Raw genomic sequence first — 19,017 nt, forward strand, 5'->3', positions numbered from 1 at the left:
CCGGGATGTTGCCAGTCTAACGCCAATGAACCGCGCATCAGCAGGCAATATTCCGGCCCGGCACCGCCGCTCAGATGCCGAGGAGTCGTACGGTCTGTCTCGTCGAGGCACTTCGCGGGTCGACGAACGCGTCATGCCCCTCCCCGGGTACCACGATCAGTTCGGCCGATTGTCCACGCGCGGTGACCGTCTCCACGTAGTGCCGGCTCGACGCCACCGGGATGGCGGTGTCGTCCTCGGCATGCAGGGCCACCACGTGTGCGGGGAACGGTTCCTGGCTGATCGGCGAGGCCTCCCGGTACCGATGCGGGATCTCCGCATGAGGTCGACCCATCAGACCGCGGATGGACTGCCGGTCGGCTCCGCCTTCCAGATCGAGCGCCGCCGACTGCGCGATCACCGTCGTGATCCGGCAATTCCGGGTGACCGCACGCAGCTGCGCCGTGCCCCACACCGCGAGCTGCCCACCGGCCGAGTGCCCGACCACGGCCACCGACGACCAATCGGCCCGCTCGACGACCTCGGCGGGCAACGCGGACCGGACCGGGCCGTCGAGGGCACCGATCGCGGCGAGCACATCGCGGCCGGTCGTCGGCCAGCCACCGCCCTCCTCACCGACCCGGCGGTATTCGATGTTCCACACCACCGCGCCACGTTCGGCGAACTGCCTGGCGATGGCGGTCTCGATGGTCAGTCCGAACTCGGTGGTCCAGTAGCCGCCGTGGATCAGCACGATCGGCCGGATCGGCGCCTGCGGATCCAGGCCGCCGGAAGCGTGATATACGTGGCCGAATTGCGATGGGGCACTTCCGTATTCGACCTTGACCCGATGGGCGGCACACTTCTTCGTCACCGCGCCGCCCTCACGTCGCGTCCCATCGGTCGGTCAGCACACCGATGGCCCCGAGTGCCACCGCGGCCGCGGTCGAGGTCCGCAAGACCTGCGGGCCCAGGATCACCGAAGTGCCGCCGAGCGCGGTGAGGTCGGCGATCTCGGCGTCGTCGAGCCCACCTTCGGGGCCCACCACGAGCACGATCTCGGGCACATCGGCCAGCGGGAGTTCACGGATCGGCGATGCGCCGTGCTCGTGCAGCACGGCGACCACACCGCCCGCGGCGATGACGTCTGCGCACCGCGCACGGACATCGATGGTGGCCGCCAGCGGCGTGATCTCCGGGATCCATGGCCGCCGACTCTGTTTCGCCGCCGCCGCGGCCGTCGCGGTCCATTTCGCCACACCCTTGTCGGCCTTCGCCGCCCACCGGGCGACACATCGGGCGGCCTGCCAGGGCACGATCCGGTCGGCGCCTGCCTCGGTCGCGAGGTCCACGGCCAGCTCGGATCGTTCGGACTTCGGCAACGCCTGCACCACGGTCACGCGTGGCCGTGGTGCCTCGACGTAGGAGAAGGTGTGCGCGTGTGCGGTCAGCGTGTCCTTGCCGGTGATCGCGGTGACATCGCAGCACGCCGTGCTGCCCCGGCCGTCGCCGACGATCAGCGGTTCACCCACGGTCAGACGGGCGACGGTGACCGCATGCCTGCCCTCCGAACCAGACAGGACCACATCAGCACCCGCGGGTGGAACCTCATCGACCCAGAACAGGGGTGGACTCACGCGGCTACCCGGCCGTCAGCGCCCGGCGAACGCGTTACGCAGCCGCGAGAACAGGCCGCCCGATGCGGTGCTCGTCGCCGACGAGACCACCTCGGCATGGTCGTCGGACGCGTTGCGGAATGCGTTGAGCGCCTCGGTCTGCTCGGCATCGAGTCGGGTGGGCACCACCACGTCGAGGTGAGCGTGCAGCGTGCCACGCACCCCGGAGTTGAGGTGCGGCATGCCCTGGCCCTTGACCTTGACGACGTGTCCGGGCTGGGTGCCCGGCTCGATGGTCACCGTCGCGGTGCCGTCGAGGATCGTGTCGACCACGAGTTCGGTGCCGAGTGCGGCATCCACGATCGGGACGCGGATGGTGCAGTGCAGATCGTCCTTGTCACGGATGAACACGTCGTGCGGACGCTCGGAGACCTCGACGTAGAGATCGCCCGCGGGTCCGCCGCCGGGGCCGACCTCGCCCTGCCCGGCGAGACGTACCCGCATGCCGTTCTCGATACCTGCCGGGATCTTGACGGTCATCGTGCGTCGTGACCGCACCCGGCCGTCGCCGCCACACTTGCGGCAGGGATCGGGGATCACCTCGCCCACGCCGTGGCATGTGGGGCATTCCCGCACGGTCATCACCTGGCCGAGGAACGACCGCTGTACCGCCTGGATCTCACCGGCACCCTTACATGTGTCACACGTGATGGGCTTGGAGTCGCCGCTGGTCCCGGCGCCCTTGCACAGGTCGCACAGAACCGCGGTGTCGACGGTGATCTCCTTGTGCACGCCCGCGGCGCACTCCTCGAGGTCGAGTTGGACTCCGACGAGGGCGGGCTCGCCCGGCTGCACACGACTGCGTGGGCCACGACCCGAGCCGAAACCGCCTCCACCGAAGCCGCCGCCGGATCCGAAGAACGCCTCGAACACGTCGCCGAGACCCCCGCTGCCGAAGCCGCCGCCGGAGAAACCGCCGGCACCGGCGCCGGCGAGCGGATCGCCACCGGCATCCACGATGCGACGCTTCTCCGGGTCCGACAGCACCTCGTAGGCCGCGCTGACCTCCTTGAAGCGGTCCTCTTCCCCGGGATTCACATCGGGGTGAAGCTCGCGCGCCTTCTTACGGTAGGCGCGTTTGATCTCCTGGTCGGAGGCCCCTTTGGCCACTCCCAGGATTCCGTAGTAGTCACGTGCCACGGTCGTCTCGGTCCTCTATCTCGCTAGCTGTCCGGGCGGGGGCGGGCTCGGCGGCCGACCACGACGGCCCGGGCCGTCTGCACGGCCGCACAGGTCATCGTTCGGCCAACACCTCGCCGACATATTTGGCAACGGCGGCCACCGACGCGATTGTTCCCGGATAGTCCATGCGTGTGGGGCCGACCACGCCGACACCACCGAATACCGTGCCGGAAGCACCGTACCCCGTCGATATGACCGAGGTGCCACGCAGGTTCTCGTCCTGCGTCTCCTCGCCGATCTGCACGGTCACGCGACCCATCCGCTGTGTCGTGGTGAGGAGTTTGAGCACCACCACCTGTTCTTCGAGGGCGTCGAGCACCGTGTCCATCCCACCCGCGAGGGGCGCGAAATCGGCCGCGGCCCGGGCGAGGTTCGATGTCCCGCCGAGCACGAGCCGATCGTCGCCTCGTTCGACGAGGGTCTCCACGAGGACGGTCGCGACGTTGATCACGACGTCGCGGATGTCGTCGGGCGCCTCGTTGGCCACGTCGGCGACCGCTGCGGATGCGGCTTCCAGACGCTTGCCGTCGAGCGCCGCGGAGAACATGTCGCGCAGTCGGATCACGTCGTCGTCGGCGAGGTCGGTCGACAACGCCACCATGCGCTGTTCCACTCGGCCGGTGTCGGTGATCACCACCAGAAGCAGCCGCGACGGCGACAGCGACACCACCTCGAGATGTCGCACCGTGGCGGTGGACAGCACCGGCACCTGGATCACGGCCACCTGGCGGGTCAGCTGCGCCAGCAACCGCACCGATCGCCGCAGCACGTCGTCGAGGTCCACGCCCGAGTCGAGGACCGACAGGATGGCACGTCGTTCGGCCGCCGACAACGGTTTGATCTCGCTGATGCGGTCGACGAACATGCGATAGCCCTTGTCGGTGGGCACCCGCCCGGAACTGGTGTGCGGCTGGGCGATATACCCTTCCGCCTCCAGGACGGCCATGTCGTTGCGCACCGTCGCACTGGACACGCCGAGTTGGTGACGCTCGACCAACGCCTTGGACCCGATCGGTTCCTGCGTGTCGACGAAATCCGTCACGATGGCACGCAGGATCTCGAATCGTCGATCATCCGTACTCGACACGCGACACCTCCCGACTCGTGGACTCTGCCATACAGTAGGTGACGTCCATCTTACGAACCGAGGTGTGAGACCCGCCGGATACGTTCAGGAAGTGCCCGATGATCTTCAAGGGGGTGCGGGAGGGCAAGCCCTATCCCGAGCACGGATTCACCGCCCGGGGGTGGGCCAAGATCCCACCCCGCCAGTTCCGCCTCGACGAGCTGACCACCGTGACCACCGTGCTCGCGCTCGACCGACTGCTGAGCGAGGACTCGACCTTCTACGGTGATCTGTTCTCGCATGTCGTGCGGTGGCAGGGCGTGCTGTACCTCGAGGACGGACTGCATCGAGCAGTCCGCTCCGCGCTGCGTAACCGACACATCATCCACGCCCGGATGCTCGATCTCGACGCCCTCGATCTCGAGGCGGGAGCCGATGCTCTCGACGACCAGATCGACACGGCCCGTCTGCGTCCGCCCACCCGGGCGACCGTCGACACCGGACCGATGCGGCGTGTCGCCCGCAGTACCGGGTGGACGCTGCCACCCGACTCCTGAGGTCATCCGGAGAACAGGATCTCCCGCACCACCCGATCGGCGAGCAGACGTCCGGCGTCGGTCAGTACGAGCCGCGTGCCCACGCTGCCCACCAGTTCGAGCAGTCCGTCGTCGACGAACTCGGTGGCCCGATCGAACTCGTCGGCGGCCAACGAGTCGACCGCGAGCCCGGACCGGCATCGCGCGGTCAGCATCACCGTCTCGACGTGGCGGTCCTCGGTGCTGAGGATCTCGTGCCCGGCGACCGGTAGGTCACCGGCACCGAGCGCGTCGGCGTAGCGCGCCGGGTGCTTGCGGTTCCACCAGCGGACCCCGTTGACGTGCGAGTGCGCGCCGGGCCCGATGCCCCACCAGTCGTGGCTGTACCAGTAGGCCAGATTGTGGAAACACCGACCGGCCTCCGACGACGCCCAATTCGACACCTCGTACCAGTCGAACCCGGCATCACCGAGTCGGTCGTCGAGGATCCGGTACCGATCGGCGAGCACGTCGTCGTCGGGGGCCGGGAGTTCACCGCGCCGGATGCGGCGGGCCAGTGCGGTGCCGTCCTCGACGATGAGCGCGTACGCCGACACGTGATCGACCGGTGTGGACAGCACCGCGTCGAGGCTGGCGTGCAGGTCATCGTCGGTCTCGCCGGGCGTTCCGTAGATGAGGTCGAGGTTGACGTGCTCGAAGCCCGCCGCGGCCGCCTCACGCGCGGCCGCCACCGCCCGCCCCGGCGTGTGGGTGCGGTCCAGGGTTGCGAGCACATGCGGGGCCGCGGACTGCATCCCGAGGGATATCCGCGTGAACCCGGCGCCGCGCAGTCCGTCGAAGAACTCCGGCGACGTCGACTCCGGATTCGATTCGGTGGTGATCTCGGCGTCGTCGGCCAGGTCGAAGTTCTCGCGCACCGCATCGAGCAACCGTCCGAGTCCGGCAGCGCCCAGCAGCGACGGCGTGCCGCCGCCGACAAAGATCGTGGACACCGGCCGTGTCGGATTCATCAGGCGCGCAGCGGCTTCGAGTTCCTCGTCCACCGCACGCTGCCACGATTCCGGCGACGACGAGCTGCCCAATTCGCCTGCCGTGTAGGTGTTGAAATCGCAGTACCCGCAGCGCGTCGCACAGAACGGGACATGCAGGTACAACCCCAGCGGGGTCGTGGGATCGACGGCGCCGCACGCTTGCTCGACGGCGGCCGCGACCCCCGGATCGGTTTCGACGTGCACCCCACCATCATGCTCCGACCATCAGCCGTGAGGCGCGTCACGCCCATATCCTCACGAGTTCTGGGCAACCGGGAATACCCACGCGGCCACCACCCTTGTTCTTGGCATGACAGCGGCGGTTGAGCACTTTGCCTCACTGTGATGCAAAATAACCGCAAGTAGACGACGCGAGGGTGGCCGTGGCACTATGAGGGGCGTGACTTCTCCAGGGGTGTGGCTCGCCGAGCGTCGCCACATCGATTTCAAGCGCGTGTGCAGCGCATTCTGTCGTCGCTAGACGACGTGTCCCCCTGTCGCCCGTCGACGGTTCGGCCCTGAGAAGTTCCCGCCCGAGCGGGTATGCCGGCACGTTTCAGCCCACCTTTTCGTGATCGCTGGCGCGTGCGCGCGCCGGCTCAGGAGACTCCATGACGTCCACCACCGACGAACTCTCTGCGACCACCTCCGACGCCTCCGCGGCGGATGCTGCTGTCGAGACCAATGCCACCCGCCCGGCACCGGCGCGTGGTGAGCGGCCCGCCCGGGGAGAACGTCCGGCCCGCAAGGCTCGCCCCACCAAGCGCCGCTCCGAAGGCCAGTGGAAGCTCGGCTACCGCGAGCCGTTGAACCCCAACGAGCAGGTCAAGAAAGACGACAACCCGCTCAACGTGCGCGCCCGCATCGAGAACATCTACTCCAAACGTGGCTTCGACTCGATCGACAAACAGGACCTGCGTGGGCGGATGCGCTGGTGGGGTCTGTACACCCAGCGCGCCCAGGGCTACGACGGCACCTGGACCGGGGACGAGAACATCGACATCCTCGAAGACAACCACTTCATGATGCGGATCCGCTGCGACGCGGGCGCACTGAATGTGGCGCAGCTGCGCACGCTCGGTCAGATCTCGACCGAGTTCGCCCGCGACACCGCCGACCTCTCCGACCGCGAGAACGTCCAGTACCACTGGATCCGGATCGAGGACGTGCCCACCATCTGGGAGCGCATCGAGGGCGTCGGCCTCAAGACCACCGAGGCCTGCGGGGACTGCCCGCGCGTGGTGCTCGGTTCGCCGCTGGCCGGTGACGCGGTCGACGAGGTCCTCGACCCCACTCCGGCGATCGACGAGATCGTGCGTCGCTACATCGGCGACCCGCAGTACTCGAACCTGCCGCGCAAGTTCAAGACCGCGATCTCGGGTCTGCAGGACGTCAGTCACGAGACCAACGACATCGCGTTCATCGGCGTGAATCATCCCGAACACGGCCCCGGCCTCGACCTGTGGGTCGGTGGCGGGCTGTCCACCAACCCGATGCTCGCGCAGCGGGTCGGTGCGTGGATTCCGCTCGACGAGGTACCTGACGTCTGGGAGGGCGTGGTCTCGATCTTCCGCGACTACGGATACCGTCGCCTGCGCGCCAAGGCCCGACTGAAGTTCCTCATCAAGGACTGGGGCATCGAGAAGTTCCGCCAGGTGCTCGAGGACGAATATCTGGGGCGCAAGCTCATCGACGGCCCGGCCCCCGAACCGCTGACCGCGCCTCGCGATCACGTCGGCGTGCAGAAGCTGAAGAACGGTCTGAACTCGGTCGGCTTCGCCGCGATCGCAGGCCGCGTGTCGGGCACCATCCTGACCGCCGTGGCCGACGCCGCCGAACGCGTCGGGTCCGACCGCATCCGGTTCACGCCGTATCAGAAGCTTGTCGTCCTCGACGTCGCCGACGACAAGGTCGAACAGCTCATCGACGAGGTGGGCAAGCTCGGACTGTCGGCCCGTCCGTCGAACTGGCGCCGCAACCTGATGGCCTGCAGCGGCATCGAGTTCTGCAAGCTCTCCTTCACCGAGACACGTAAGCGTTCGCAGGCGCTCGTCCCCGAACTCGAGGAACGCCTCGCCGACATCAACGCTCGTCTCGATGTCCCGATCACCGTCAACATCAACGGCTGCCCCAACTCCTGCGCCCGCTCGCAGGTCGCCGACATCGGCTTCAAGGGACAGCTCGTGGAGGACGAGAACGGGGAGCCGACGGACGGCTTCCAGGTCCATCTGGGCGGAAGCCTCGGCCAGGACTCCGGTTTCGGCCGCAAACTGCGGCAGCACAAGGTGCTGTCCACCGAGCTCGGCGACTACGTCGATCGCGTGGTGCGCAACTACGTCGAGCAGAAGAACGAGGGAGAACGGTTCGCGCAGTGGGCCGTTCGCGCCGACGAGGAGGCATTGCGATGAGCACGTCCGCCGAGACCGTCACCACCGACGAACAGGTGACCGGACGCCGCTTCGACGAATCCGAACTCCGTGCGATCGCGGAGAAGGGTGCACGCGATCTCGGACCGGATGCGGGTCCCGAAGATCTGTTGCGGTGGACCGCCGAGACGTTCGGCAACAACTTTGTGGTCGCGTCGAACATGCAGGACGCAGCCCTCGTCGATCTCGCGGTCGCCCACATCGACCGGGATCTCCTCGACGGTGATCAGGTCAAGATCCTGTTCCTCGACACCGGCTACCACTTCGCGGAGACCATCGGCACCCGCGACGCGGTCGAGCAGGTCTACGACGTCGACATGATCAACCTGACCCCCGAGCACAGCGTGGCCGAGCAAGACGAATTGTTGGGCCGCAACCTGTTCGCGCGTGAACCCGGTGAGTGCTGCCGGCTGCGCAAGGTGGTCCCGCTCAAGGCCGGACTCGCCGGGTACGACGCCTGGGTGACCGGCATCCGCCGCGTCGAGGCGCCCACTCGCGCGAACGCGCCGCTCATCTCCTTCGACGAAGGCTTCGGTCTGGTCAAGATCAACCCGATCGCGGCCTGGTCCGACGAGACGATGCAGGACTACATCGACTCGCACGGTGTGCTCGTCAACCCGCTCGTCGACGAGGGATATCCCTCGATCGGATGCGCACCGTGCACCGCCAAACCCGAACCCGGATCCGATCCGCGCAGCGGCCGCTGGGCCGGCCGCGCCAAGACAGAATGTGGGCTGCACGCATGACCATCGCCGACACCACCGCCGACGCCGCCGTCGCCGCGAGCGCCGTCGAGAGCTCCGACGACTTCACCACCCTCGACGCGCTCGAGTCCGAGGCGATCCACATCTTCCGTGAGGTCGCAGGCGAATTCGAGCGTCCGGTGATCCTGTTCTCCGGTGGCAAGGACTCCACTGTGCTGCTGCATGTGGCACTCAAGGCGTTCTGGCCCGCTCCCCTGCCCTTCTCGCTGCTGCACGTCGACACCGGGCACAACCTCCCGGAGATCATCACCTTCCGCGACGAGATCGTCGACCGACACAACCTACGTCTGCATGTGGCGTCGGTGGAGGACTACATCAACGACGGCCGTCTCACCGAGCGTCCGGACGGTATCCGCAACCCGCTGCAGACCATCCCGCTGCTCGACGCGATCACCGAGAACCGGTTCGACGCGGTGTTCGGTGGCGGTCGCCGCGACGAGGAGCGTTCGCGCGCCAAGGAGCGGATCTTCTCGCTGCGCAACGCCTTCGGACAATGGGATCCCAAGCGCCAGCGCCCCGAACTGTGGAACCTCTACAACGGTCGCCACGCGCCGGGCGAGCACGTCCGCGTGTTCCCGCTGAGCAACTGGACCGAGCTGGACATCTGGCGCTACATCGCCCGCGAACAGGTCCTGCTCGCCCCGCTGTACTACGCGCACGAGCGCGAGGTCTACTCCCGTGACGGCATGTGGATGACCTCGGGACCGTGGGGTGGTCCGCGCGAGGACGAGGTGGTGGAGACCCGCATGGTCCGCTACCGCACCGTCGGTGACGGATCGACCACCGGCGCAGTACTCTCCGATGCCACCGACAACGAGACCGTCCTGGCCGAGGTCGCCGCTTCCCGGTTGACCGAGCGTGGCGCCACGCGCGGCGACGACCGCGTGTCCGAGGCCGCCATGGAAGACCGTAAGCGCGAAGGATATTTCTGAGATGAACCACGTTCCCGACCTACTCCGCATCGCCACGGCGGGCAGCGTGGACGACGGCAAGTCGACCCTCGTCGGCCGTCTGCTCTACGACACGAAATCCGTTCTGGCCGACCAGATCGATGCGGTGACCAAGGCCTCGGTCGACCGCGGTCTGGACACCCCGGATCTGTCGCTGCTCGTCGACGGCCTGCGCGCCGAACGTGAACAGGGCATCACGATCGACGTCGCCTACCGCTACTTCGCCACGCCCGCACGGTCGTTCGTGCTCGCCGACACACCCGGTCACGTGCAGTACACGCGCAACACCGTGTCCGGCGCCTCCACCGCACAGCTGGTGATCCTGCTCGTGGACGCCCGCAACGGTGTGGTCGCGCAGACCCGGCGTCACGCCGCGGTGATGGCGCTGCTGGGTGTGCCGCAATTGGTGCTGGCGGTCAACAAGATCGACCTCGTGGGCGAGGGCGAGTCGAGTGGTGCCGATGCGGCGACCGTGTTCGCCGAGATCTCCGAGGAGTTCCGCGACCTGACCCGATCGCTGGGGTGGTCGGACGAGCAGGTCATCGCGATCCCGGTGTCGGCGCTGCACGGCGACAACATCGCCACACGCTCGGACAACACCCCCTATTACGACGGCCCCACGCTCATCGAGCACCTCGAGACCGTGCCGAACCTGACCGACCGTTCCGAGGTCGGGCTCCGGTTCCCGGTGCAGTACGTGATCCGGCCGCGCACATCCGATTTCCCGGACTACCGCGGATACGCCGGACAGATCGCCGCCGGACGCGTGGCGGTGGGCGACGAGGTGGTCATCCTCCCGTCGGGCGTGCGGACCACCATCAGCCAGATCGACACGGCGGACGGTCAACTCGCCACGGCGCACACCGGCCGCAGTGTCACCCTGTTGCTCGCCGACGACATCGACGTGTCCCGTGGTGACGTGATCGCGAGTGCGGCCGACGCACCCGAACCCGTCCAGCAGTTCAGCGCCACCGTGTGCTGGCTGGCGGAGAAGCCCTTGCGCCCCGGCGCACGCCTTCTGCTCAAGCACGGCGCCAAGACCACGCAGGCCATCGTCGGCGGACTCGAGGTGCTGTTCGACGAGCAGAACATCACGCAGGTCGATGCCCCGGACACGTTGGAGCTCAACCAGATCGGCCGCATCTCGATTCAGACGGCCGAACCGATCCCGGCCGACGACTATCAGGTGGACCGCGAATCGGGCAGCTTCCTGCTGATCGATCCGCAGGGCGGCAACACCCTCGGCGCAGGCCTCGTCGGCGACGCGCTCGCGGCGCTGCACCTCAACGAGTTGGTGTGATCCCCGACCGGGCACCGCAACTGCTGCTCGTCGCGCACGGCAGCCGGGATCCGCGGTTCGGTGACACCGCGCGACGGGTCCGTGCTGCCGTCGCGCGGGCGTTGCCGCGGGTCGATGTCGAGTTGTCGTTCCTCGATCTCGACGACCCGCTGGTCGGCGATGTACTGGCCGCCGACACCGCCGACCGTGTGGTGGTGCCGTTGCTCCTCGCTCCCGGCTATCACAGTGAGATCGACCTGCCCCGGATCATCGGGGACCGGGCCCGCGGCGATGTGCGATCCAGCGACGTCGTCGGCAGGCACCCTCTGACCGACGCACTCGCCGACCGCCTGACCCAAGCGGGACTCCGGCCCGGGGACGGCATCATCGTGACCGCCGTGGGTTCGACGAACCCGGCAGCGGCGAGCGTGGTCCGCCGCCGCGCGATCGAGTTGTCCACCAAGCTGCACCGCCCGGTCGATGTCGTGTTCGCGACGCGGCTCGGGGCCCAGGACATCAACCTGCGCAACGCGATCCGGCGCCTCGCCGCGGCCGGATCGCAACGCGTCGTCGTCAGCCCGTACTTCCTGTCGGCAGGACTGTTGACCGAGCGGGTCGAGAACGCTCTGGATCGACTCGCGCCCGACTCTCTGGTCGCAGGCCCCATAGGTACGCACCCGGCCCTGATCGATGCCGTCGTCGCGTCCTATCGGCGCGTGGTCGATGCCGCTGCGTTGCCTGCGCAGGCTGGCTGAGCGCAGATCTCCACCTCGGCGGTCTGATCAGGCCTGCCGGCCCCTCACGTGTCACTCAGCGCCGCAACCTTCGTCGCCCGGGCATAGACCGTCTCGCCCGGCGCGAGATTGAGTGCGTTCGCATCGCCACGGGTGATCTGCGCCTGGAACTCGTCCCCGGTGGTGGCCGCGACGAGTTCCACCCGGGTCTCGAACCCGAGGTGCACCACACGCGCAACGGTGGCCTTGATGACGCCGGTGTCCAATGCGCTGTCCACGGCCGGGAGAGCCAGTTCCGGGTTGCGTCCGATGCGGATGTCGTGCGGCCGCACCAGTTCTCCGTTGAGTCGCACGGTGGAGCCCAGGAACGACGCCACGAAGGGATTGACCGGACGGTCGTAGAGATCGTCGGGCGTGCCGACCTGCTCGATCCTGCCCTTGTTGAGCACCGCGATCCGGTCGCTGACGTCGAGCGCCTCCTGCTGATCGTGGGTGACCAGCACGGTGGTGACGTTCATCTCGTCGTGCAGGCGGCGCAACCACTTGCGCAGGTCCTCACGGACCTTCGCGTCGAGGGCGCCGAACGGCTCGTCGAGCAGCAGCACCTGGGGGTCGACGGCCAGCGCCCGCGCCAACGCCATCCGCTGACGCTGGCCGCCCGACAGCTGTGCGGGAAAACGCTTCTGGAACACCGTGAGTCCCACCACGTCGAGCAGCTCGTCGACCTTGGCGTTGATCTCTTCCTTGGGCCGCTTGCGGATCTTGAGCCCGAAGGCGACGTTGTCGCGGACGGTCAGATGTTTGAACGCCGCGTAGTGCTGGAAAACGAATCCGATGTCGCGCTGTTGTGGCGAGGCCTTGGACACGTCGCGTCCACTGATCACGACCGTCCCCGAATCCAGACTGTCGAGACCGGCGATGGCCCGCAACAGGGTTGACTTGCCCGAACCGGACGGTCCGAGCAGCGACGTCAACGATCCCTCCGGGATCTCGATCGACACATCGTCGAGGGCGGCGAAACTGCCGTAGCGCTTGTTCGCGCCGGTGACCGAGATGGACATGTCAGACGCCTTCCGTGTTGTCGACTGTCTGTGACTGCTTGCTGCGGACTTCTTGACGAGCATCGACGGACTCCGGACCATGCGGCGGCGTCAGAGCGAGTTCGTCGGCCGTTTCGGTACTGGCCGTGAAGGATTCGCTGGCGTTGGCCACGCGACTCTTGGCCCGTCGTTCGATCAGGGTCATCGCGACCAGGACGAGGATCGCGACGAGCATGAGCAGGGTTGCGGCCGCATAGGCGCCGAACTCGTTGTAGTCGTCGGTGTATCGCGAGTTGACGAGCAGCGTCAGCGTCTGCGAGATGCCCGGGAAGTTCGACGACACCATGGTCACCGCACCGTACTCGCCGAGGGCGCGCGCGATTGTCAGCACGATGCCGTACGTGAGACCCCAGCGAATGGCGGGCAACGTGATCCGCGAGAACGTCTGCCAACCGTTGGCGCCGAGGGTGGCGGCGGCTTGTTCCTGCTCGGTGCCGATCTCGCGTAGCACCGGTTCGACCTCGCGGACGACGAACGGCAGCGTGACGAACAACGTGGCCAACACCAGACCCGGGAACCCGAAGATGATCTTGAAGCCGGTGCTCTCGATCCCACCGAACCAACCGCCGTATCCCCACAGCAGGATGAGCGCGACACCCGCGACGACCGGCGAGACCGCGAACGGGAGATCGACGACCGCTTGCAGGAATCCTTTGCCGCGGAACCGCCCCCGAACGAGTGCCAGCGCCGTCACGATCCCGAACACCACGTTGAGCGGCACCACGATGACCACGATGAGCAGACTGAGTTGCAGGGCGGAGATCGCGGCCGGCGTGGTGATCCACTCCCAGAACTGGCCGAAGCCGTGTTCGAACGACCGCCAGAAGATCAACGCGACCGGCACGATCAACAGCACGAACAGGTAGATCAGCGCGATGGCCCGCAGTCCGTAGCGAGCGAACGGAGAGATCTTCACTGGTCCTGTTCCTCCCGAATCCGCTGTCGACGACCCACGAGTCGCAGGATCAGCAGCGCGACAAAGGCGATCAGTAGCAGCATCACCGAGACCGCGGCCGCACCGACCGGATTGTCGACCTCGATCTGCTGCTGGATGTACTGCGAGGCCACCTGCGTCTCACCGGGGATGTTGCCGCCGATGAGGACCACCGAACCGAACTCGCCGATGGCGCGGGTGAACGCCAGGCCTGCCCCGGTCAGGATCGCCGGCAGCAGCGCGGGCATCACGATCTTGCGCCACGTGGTCCAGTTGCTCGCCCCGAGCACCACTGCTGCTTCTTCGACATCGGTGTCGAGTTCGAGCAGCACCGGCTGCACCTGGCGCACGACGAACGGCAACGTCACGAACGTCAGCGCGATCACGAGCGCCGGTTTGGTGGCGTTGAGTTGGATGTCGATCGGACTGTTGGGTCCGTACAGCGACAACAGCACCAGACTCGCGACGATGGTCGGCAAGGCGAACGGCAGATCGATGATCGCGTTGACGAACCCCTTGCCCCAGAAGTCGTCTCGCACCAGCACCCACGCGAGGATCGTGCCGAACACCACGTTGATCAACGCGACGATGATCGACACGAGCACCGTGATCCCCAGCGCATCGAGCGCACTGTCGTCGGTGATCGCATCCCAGAACCCGCTCCACCCCTCGTCGAACGACTGGACGGTGATCGCGGCCAGTGGCAGCAACACGATGATCGACAGCCACAGGGCGGCGATCCCGATCCCCATCGGACTCGTCCCGCTGAACGTCCGGCTTCGACCCAGGAATCCTCCCGACGAGCCCCTGCCGGTGCCCCTGTCCGTGTCCCTGTCCTCTTTGGCTACCTGCGTGCTCATTGGCGGCCCCCCGAGTTGTAGATCTTGGTGATGTCGCCCTTCGTGCCGAACAGGGCGCTGTCGACGGCCTTCCAGCCGGTCAGATCCTTGCCGTCGTTGTCCTCGGCAGTACCTTCTCCGAGGACCGCCCCGAGTTCCTTGATGGTCCACAGTTTGTCGATCTCGCCGGGGAACTGGGCGGCCGTGGCCGTGACGATCGACGGCACCACCGGCCGGAACCCCTCCTGCGCCCACAGGCGCTGCGCCTCGTCGGTGAAGAGGTAGTCGACGAAGGCCGTCGCGGCAGCCTTGTCCTTGCTGGTGTTGACCACCGCCACCGGGTTCTCGATCTTGAACGTCTGACGCGGGATGAGGTATTCGACCTGACTGTTGGCGCCTGCCGTCGCGTTCGCGCGATCGAGCATGATGGCCTCGTTCTCGTAGCTGATCAGGACGTCGCCCTGGCCCTGTTCGAATGCCGTGGTGGCCTCACGGCCGGACTTGGGGATCACGCTCACGTGGTCGCGGATCAGCTCGCTGACGTAGTCGAGCCCCGCCTGGTTGTCCCGGCCACCGTTGCTCTTCACCGAATACGGCGCGAGCAGGTTCCATTTGGCCGAACCGGAGCTGCCCGGGTTGGGGGTGACCACCTGCACGCCCGGCTTCAGCAGGTCGTCCCAGTCATGGATGCCCTTAGGGTTGCCCTTGCGCACCACGAGGGCGACGACAGATCCGAATGGGGTGCTGTTGTTCGGTGCCTGCGTCTTCCAGTCCTCGTCGACGACACCTTCCTTGACGAGCCGGGTGATGTCCGGCTCGACCGAGAAGTTGACGACATCGGCGGGCACCCGGCGTGCGACCTTGCGGGACTGGTCGCCGGAGGCGCCGTAGGACTGCGAGAATCCGATGTCGCGACCGGTCTCGGTCTCCCGGAAGGCCGGGATGATGGCGTCGAAACCCGGCTTGGGGGTGGCGTATGCCACCAGGTTGACGTGCCGGCTGCCACTGGAGATGTCGACCCCACCCGGTTCGTCGGTGGAGCCGCCACCACAGGCCGTCACACTCACGATCCCCAACGCAACGGTGACGACCGCCACCGCGGTCCGCCACGCACTCCGTCTCCCCGCCTTCGCCACGCTCTCCTCCAGGCTGTGTCTCTACGAACGGCTAGACGCTAGCAATGGACGGAACCGGTGAAACACCGCGTGAACACACGGGTGGGCACTGCGCTTGAAGTGTGCTATCGAGTGAGTACCCACGCCAGAACCACCAGCACGACGAGTGCGATGAGCGCCCAGGTCACACGTGAACGGATCATGACCTACAACCCCGTTCCGTCGTCGTCGGCGAACCGGCGGCGATCGATCACGTCCGAGACCGTGTCGACCAGCACATTGAGCGCGGCGGCGGCAAGAACCGCCAACGGGATCACCACGATCAACGTCATGAGCAGTTGCGGGACGAAGGAAAGGCCGGTGAGCCATTCCTCCACGCCGTCCCACCAGGCGGCCAGTGACGTCATCGTTCACCTCGTCGGGTTCCGCGCCGAATCAGACATCGGCCACGAGTTTCGTTCATCGTGAATTAAATGCCACCCATCCGTCGTTCTGATCGACTGGCGACAACAGGGGGCCCTCGCAATGATATATCCATGACTCCATCGGAAGACGCCGCGGTCGATCCCGAAGCGATGGCCTTCACCCCGGCCACTCCCGGTCACAATGCGTTCCCGCCGATCGGCGACTACGCCTTTCTGTCCGACACCGAGACCAACTGTCTGATCGCACGCAACGGATCGGTGGAGTGGATGTGCGTGCCGCGGCCGGACTCGCCGAGTGTCTTCGGCGCGATCCTGGACCGCAGTGCCGGGCATTTCCGCTTGGCCCCGTATGGCGTGAACGTGCCCGTCGACCGTCGGTATCTCCCGGGCAGTCTGATGGTGGAGACCACCTGGCAGACCGACACCGGCTGGATCGTGGTGCGCGACGCCCTGGTGATGGGCCCGTGGCACGACAATGAGCATCGCTCCACGACGCACCGGCGCACACCCACCGACTGGGACGCCGAACACATCTTGCTGCGCACGGTGAGATGCGTGTCCGGCACCGTCGAGTTGATGATGAGCTGCGAGCCGGCCTTCGACTACCACCGCGGCAACACGGTGTGGGAGTACGCGGGTCCGGCGTATGGCGAGGCGATCGCGACGGGCGTGCACACCACGGCACCGGCACCGCATCTGCGTCTCACCACGGATCTGCGGCTCGGTCTCGAGGGCCGGGAAGCACGTGCGCGCACCCGCCTCGTCGAGGGCGACGATCGTTTCGTCGCGCTGACGTGGGCGAGCCAGCCTGCCCCACAGGATTTCGCCGAGGCCGCACAGAAGATGTGGGCGACCTCCGAGTGTTGGCGCCAGTGGATCAACATCGGGTCGTTCCCCGACCATCCCTGGCGAAGTCATCTGCAACGCTCTGCGCTGACACTCAAGGGGCTCACCTACTCCCCGACCGGCGCCCTGCTCGCCGCGGCAACCACGTCGCTGCCGGAAACCCCTGGTGGAGAACGTAACTGGGACTACCGATACTCCTGGGTGCGCGATTCGACCTTCGCGCTGTGGGGTCTGTACACCCTGGGTCTCGATCGCGAGGCCGACGACTTCTTCTCCTTCATCGCCGATGTCTCGGGTGCGACCAACTCCGAACATCATCCACTGCAGGTCATGTACGGCGTCGGCGGTGAACGCACCCTCGAGGAAGAGGAGTTGCCGCACCTGTCCGGCTACGACGGCGCCCGTCCCGTGCGTATCGGCAACGGCGCCTACAACCAGTCTCAGCACGACATCTGGGGCACCATGCTCGATTCGGTGTACCTGAACACCAAGTCGACCGAGGCGGTGCCGGAGACACTGTGGCCGGTGCTCAAGGCGCAGGTCGAGGAGGCGGTACACAACTGGCGCAAACCCGACCGCGGGATCTGGGAGGTTCGCGGTGAGCCACAGCATTTCACCTCCTCGAAGGTCATGTGCTGGGTGGCTCTCGACCGCGGGTCCCGGCTCGCGGCGTTGCACGGGGAGAAGTCCTACGCCGAACAGTGGTCGCAGATCGCCGAGGAGATCCGCGAGGACATACTGGCCTCCGGTGTCAACGAACGCGGCGTGTTCACACAGCGTTACGGCTCCGACGCGCTCGACGCGTCGCTCCTGCTCGTCCCGCTGCTCCGATTCCTCCCTCCGGACGATCCGCGCGTCCGTCGCACCGTCCTCGCGATCGCGGACGAGCTGACCGAGAACGGATTGGTCCTGCGTTATCGAGTCGAGGAGACCGACGACGGCCTGAGCGGCACGGAGGGGACCTTCACCATCTGTTCGTTCTGGCTCGTGTCCGCGTTGGTCGAGATCGGCGAACTGCCTCGGGCCAAGACGCTGTGCGAACGGCTGCTCTCGTTCTCGAGTCCGCTCAAGCTCTACGCCGAAGAGATCGATGCCGCGACCGGTCAACACCTGGGCAACTTTCCACAGGCGTTCACGCACCTGGCGTTGATCAACGCGGTCATGCACGTCATTCGCGCCGAGGAGTCCGCGAGCCACGGCACGTTCCAGCCCGCGCATCAGGGCTCGCACTGATCGCTCAGACGCCGCTCGTCCTGGGGGCGCCACTCCCCGGCGTACTGCGTCGGGTTCAGAACTGTGGTGGTCCGTCGGCGGTGTGCCGTCGGCGATTGCGGCTCCTCTCGGCCCGTCGTCGGGCATGTTTGTTCGCCACCCGGGTGTGAGCCCGGGTGGGCTGGTCGGTGTCGAGGATGCGTGGCCGATGCGGTGGCGCATGCGTCGGTGCTTGAAAACGGATACGCCGTAGACCCGGGAACAGGTCCTCGTTGGTTTCGGCCTCACCGGGGATCGTCAGTCCCTCCGGGGTGGTGAACTCGGCCTGTAGGCGGCCATCCAGGTCGCGGTATTGGTCATCGAGCCAGTCACCGAACGTCTTTCGACCATGATCGAACCGACACTTGATGTTCATGCCCTCCGCAGTCGTCTGGCCGCCCCGCGCCGGATTCTCGTGGTCGAACTCGGTGACGTGATCGGCATCCGATCGCCAGGCCGAGGTCTCACACCCCGGTTCGACGCACACACCGTCACGAATACGCAGAAAGGTATCCAGAGCGGTCGACGGCCGGTACGGGTTCGACGGCAGATGCGCCGGGAGCGTGTAGGTATCGTCGGCGCTTGCTGGAATGCCCGACGGGATGAGCGGTTTCGTCACGCTGTCCGGTCGGCCCGCGATGTCGCGCACGTGTTCAGCGGAGATGACACCGTGCCCATCCATGTACGCAGGATGATCCGCCGCACCCGCCAGAGTCGATTCATCACACACAACGTGAATGACCGCCGTGGTGTCGACCGGCGGGATGGTGCCCGGCTCCGGGATGTGCGCGGTGCACGCATCATGGCCACACAAGCACTCGAACCGGGTGCCCGACAACAACGCGAACATCGCATCCGAGGCACGCTGCGGCTTCGTGCGACCA

The 19,017-nt window shown here is 66.8% G+C and carries 18 protein-coding genes; 7 read left to right on the forward strand and 11 right to left on the reverse strand.

All coding sequences use genetic code 11. From position 1 onward, the window contains the following. Positions 1-70 precede the first annotated feature (70 nt). From AAFP35_RS25225 to hrcA, 4 genes are all read right to left on the reverse strand, one after another. On the reverse strand, positions 71-853 hold the full coding sequence (locus AAFP35_RS25225; RefSeq protein ID WP_419224429.1) for an alpha/beta hydrolase family protein: 783 nt from the start codon (positions 851-853) through the stop codon (positions 71-73). A 10-nt stretch (positions 854-863) separates the two neighbouring features. Further along, on the reverse strand, positions 864-1,616 hold the full coding sequence (locus AAFP35_RS25230; protein ID WP_419224430.1) for a 16S rRNA (uracil(1498)-N(3))-methyltransferase: 753 nt from the start codon (positions 1,614-1,616) through the stop codon (positions 864-866). A gap of 15 nt (positions 1,617-1,631) precedes the next feature. Further along, complete coding sequence (gene dnaJ / locus AAFP35_RS25235) at positions 1,632-2,795, reverse strand: molecular chaperone DnaJ (protein ID WP_419224431.1); 1,164 nt, start codon at positions 2,793-2,795, stop codon at positions 1,632-1,634. A gap of 94 nt (positions 2,796-2,889) precedes the next feature. Further along, entirely contained in the window at positions 2,890-3,924 is a 1,035-nt protein-coding gene (gene hrcA, locus AAFP35_RS25240) for a heat-inducible transcriptional repressor HrcA (protein WP_419224432.1), read from the reverse strand. Between the two features lie 98 nt (positions 3,925-4,022). On the opposite strand from hrcA, the gene AAFP35_RS25245 reads away from it, so the two are divergent. Further along, positions 4,023-4,460 carry a type II toxin-antitoxin system VapB family antitoxin gene (locus AAFP35_RS25245; RefSeq protein ID WP_419224433.1) on the forward strand — a complete coding sequence of 146 codons (438 nt, stop codon included), beginning with the start codon at positions 4,023-4,025 and terminating at the stop codon, positions 4,458-4,460. Between the two features lie 2 nt (positions 4,461-4,462). Here the strand turns inward: AAFP35_RS25245 and hemW are convergent, their stop codons facing one another. Further along, a complete protein-coding gene (gene hemW / locus AAFP35_RS25250) occupies positions 4,463-5,674 on the reverse strand; it encodes a radical SAM family heme chaperone HemW (RefSeq protein ID WP_419224434.1) in 1,212 nt (403 codons plus the stop codon). 407 nt (positions 5,675-6,081) lie between these two features. Between hemW and AAFP35_RS25255 the strand changes: the two genes are divergently transcribed. Genes AAFP35_RS25255 through AAFP35_RS25275 form a run of 5 tightly spaced genes read left to right on the forward strand, consistent with a single transcriptional unit; the run spans position 6,082 to position 11,644 of the window. Further along, positions 6,082-7,878, forward strand: coding sequence for a nitrite/sulfite reductase (locus AAFP35_RS25255; RefSeq protein ID WP_419224435.1), 1,797 nt, complete (start codon positions 6,082-6,084; stop codon positions 7,876-7,878). Further along, on the forward strand, positions 7,875-8,642 hold the full coding sequence (locus tag AAFP35_RS25260; RefSeq protein ID WP_419224436.1) for a phosphoadenylyl-sulfate reductase: 768 nt from the start codon (positions 7,875-7,877) through the stop codon (positions 8,640-8,642). Before AAFP35_RS25255 ends, AAFP35_RS25260 begins: the two co-directional genes overlap by 4 nt. Then, on the forward strand, positions 8,624-9,592 hold the full coding sequence (gene cysD, locus AAFP35_RS25265) for a sulfate adenylyltransferase subunit CysD (protein ID WP_419224437.1): 969 nt from the start codon (positions 8,624-8,626) through the stop codon (positions 9,590-9,592). The genes AAFP35_RS25260 and cysD overlap by 19 nt, the downstream gene beginning before the upstream one ends. A gap of 1 nt (position 9,593) precedes the next feature. Beyond that, positions 9,594-10,910 carry a sulfate adenylyltransferase subunit 1 gene (locus AAFP35_RS25270; protein WP_419224438.1) on the forward strand — a complete coding sequence of 439 codons (1,317 nt, stop codon included), beginning with the start codon at positions 9,594-9,596 and terminating at the stop codon, positions 10,908-10,910. After that, positions 10,907-11,644 carry a sirohydrochlorin chelatase gene (locus tag AAFP35_RS25275; RefSeq protein ID WP_419224439.1) on the forward strand — a complete coding sequence of 246 codons (738 nt, stop codon included), beginning with the start codon at positions 10,907-10,909 and terminating at the stop codon, positions 11,642-11,644. The genes AAFP35_RS25270 and AAFP35_RS25275 overlap by 4 nt, the downstream gene beginning before the upstream one ends. Before the next feature lie 44 nt (positions 11,645-11,688). On the opposite strand, the gene AAFP35_RS25280 is transcribed toward AAFP35_RS25275, so the two are convergent. From AAFP35_RS25280 to AAFP35_RS25300, 5 genes are all read right to left on the reverse strand, one after another. Further along, positions 11,689-12,684, reverse strand: a complete 996-nt coding sequence (locus AAFP35_RS25280) for a sulfate/molybdate ABC transporter ATP-binding protein (protein ID WP_419224440.1) — start codon at positions 12,682-12,684, stop codon at positions 11,689-11,691. Position 12,685: 1 nt separating this feature from the next. Continuing rightward, positions 12,686-13,639 (reverse strand): sulfate ABC transporter permease subunit CysW, encoded by a 954-nt coding sequence (gene cysW, locus AAFP35_RS25285; protein ID WP_419224441.1) that lies wholly within the window; start codon positions 13,637-13,639, stop codon positions 12,686-12,688. Then, positions 13,636-14,517 carry a sulfate ABC transporter permease subunit CysT gene (gene cysT, locus AAFP35_RS25290; protein ID WP_419224442.1) on the reverse strand — a complete coding sequence of 294 codons (882 nt, stop codon included), beginning with the start codon at positions 14,515-14,517 and terminating at the stop codon, positions 13,636-13,638. Before cysT ends, cysW begins: the two co-directional genes overlap by 4 nt. After that, positions 14,514-15,593: a sulfate ABC transporter substrate-binding protein gene (locus tag AAFP35_RS25295; protein WP_419224446.1), complete on the reverse strand. Its 1,080-nt coding sequence runs from the start codon at positions 15,591-15,593 to the stop codon at positions 14,514-14,516. The genes cysT and AAFP35_RS25295 overlap by 4 nt, the downstream gene beginning before the upstream one ends. Before the next feature lie 224 nt (positions 15,594-15,817). Further along, positions 15,818-16,018, reverse strand: a complete 201-nt coding sequence (locus AAFP35_RS25300) for a hypothetical protein (protein ID WP_419224443.1) — start codon at positions 16,016-16,018, stop codon at positions 15,818-15,820. 168 nt (positions 16,019-16,186) lie between these two features. Here AAFP35_RS25300 and AAFP35_RS25305 point away from each other — a divergent pair, with 168 nt between their 5' ends. Continuing rightward, positions 16,187-18,115 (forward strand): glycoside hydrolase family 15 protein, encoded by a 1,929-nt coding sequence (locus tag AAFP35_RS25305; protein WP_419224447.1) that lies wholly within the window; start codon positions 16,187-16,189, stop codon positions 18,113-18,115. A gap of 55 nt (positions 18,116-18,170) precedes the next feature. Here the strand turns inward: AAFP35_RS25305 and AAFP35_RS25310 are convergent. Beyond that, positions 18,171-19,017: DUF222 domain-containing protein (locus AAFP35_RS25310; RefSeq protein WP_419224444.1), on the reverse strand; the 847-nt coding region annotated here is incomplete at its 5' end.

The organism is Gordonia sp. CPCC 206044, from assembly GCF_048537895.1.
GTDB lineage: Bacteria > Actinomycetota > Actinomycetes > Mycobacteriales > Mycobacteriaceae > Gordonia.

Bases quoted from the DNA above. Each gene is read 5' to 3' on its own strand.
- AAFP35_RS25245 (WP_419224433.1), top strand. From the start codon at position 4,023: ATGATCTTCAAGGGGGTGCGGGAGGGCAAGCCCTATCCCGAGCACGGA.
- AAFP35_RS25255 (WP_419224435.1), top strand. From the start codon at position 6,082: ATGACGTCCACCACCGACGAACTCTCTGCGACCACCTCCGACGCCTCC.
- AAFP35_RS25260 (WP_419224436.1), top strand. From the start codon at position 7,875: ATGAGCACGTCCGCCGAGACCGTCACCACCGACGAACAGGTGACCGGA.
- cysD (WP_419224437.1), top strand. From the start codon at position 8,624: ATGTGGGCTGCACGCATGACCATCGCCGACACCACCGCCGACGCCGCC.
- AAFP35_RS25270 (WP_419224438.1), top strand. From the start codon at position 9,594: ATGAACCACGTTCCCGACCTACTCCGCATCGCCACGGCGGGCAGCGTG.
- AAFP35_RS25280 (WP_419224440.1), bottom strand. From the start codon at position 12,684: ATGTCCATCTCGGTCACCGGCGCGAACAAGCGCTACGGCAGTTTCGCC.
- cysT (WP_419224442.1), bottom strand. From the start codon at position 14,517: ATGAGCACGCAGGTAGCCAAAGAGGACAGGGACACGGACAGGGGCACC.
- AAFP35_RS25300 (WP_419224443.1), bottom strand. From the start codon at position 16,018: ATGACGTCACTGGCCGCCTGGTGGGACGGCGTGGAGGAATGGCTCACC.
- AAFP35_RS25305 (WP_419224447.1), top strand. From the start codon at position 16,187: ATGGCCTTCACCCCGGCCACTCCCGGTCACAATGCGTTCCCGCCGATC.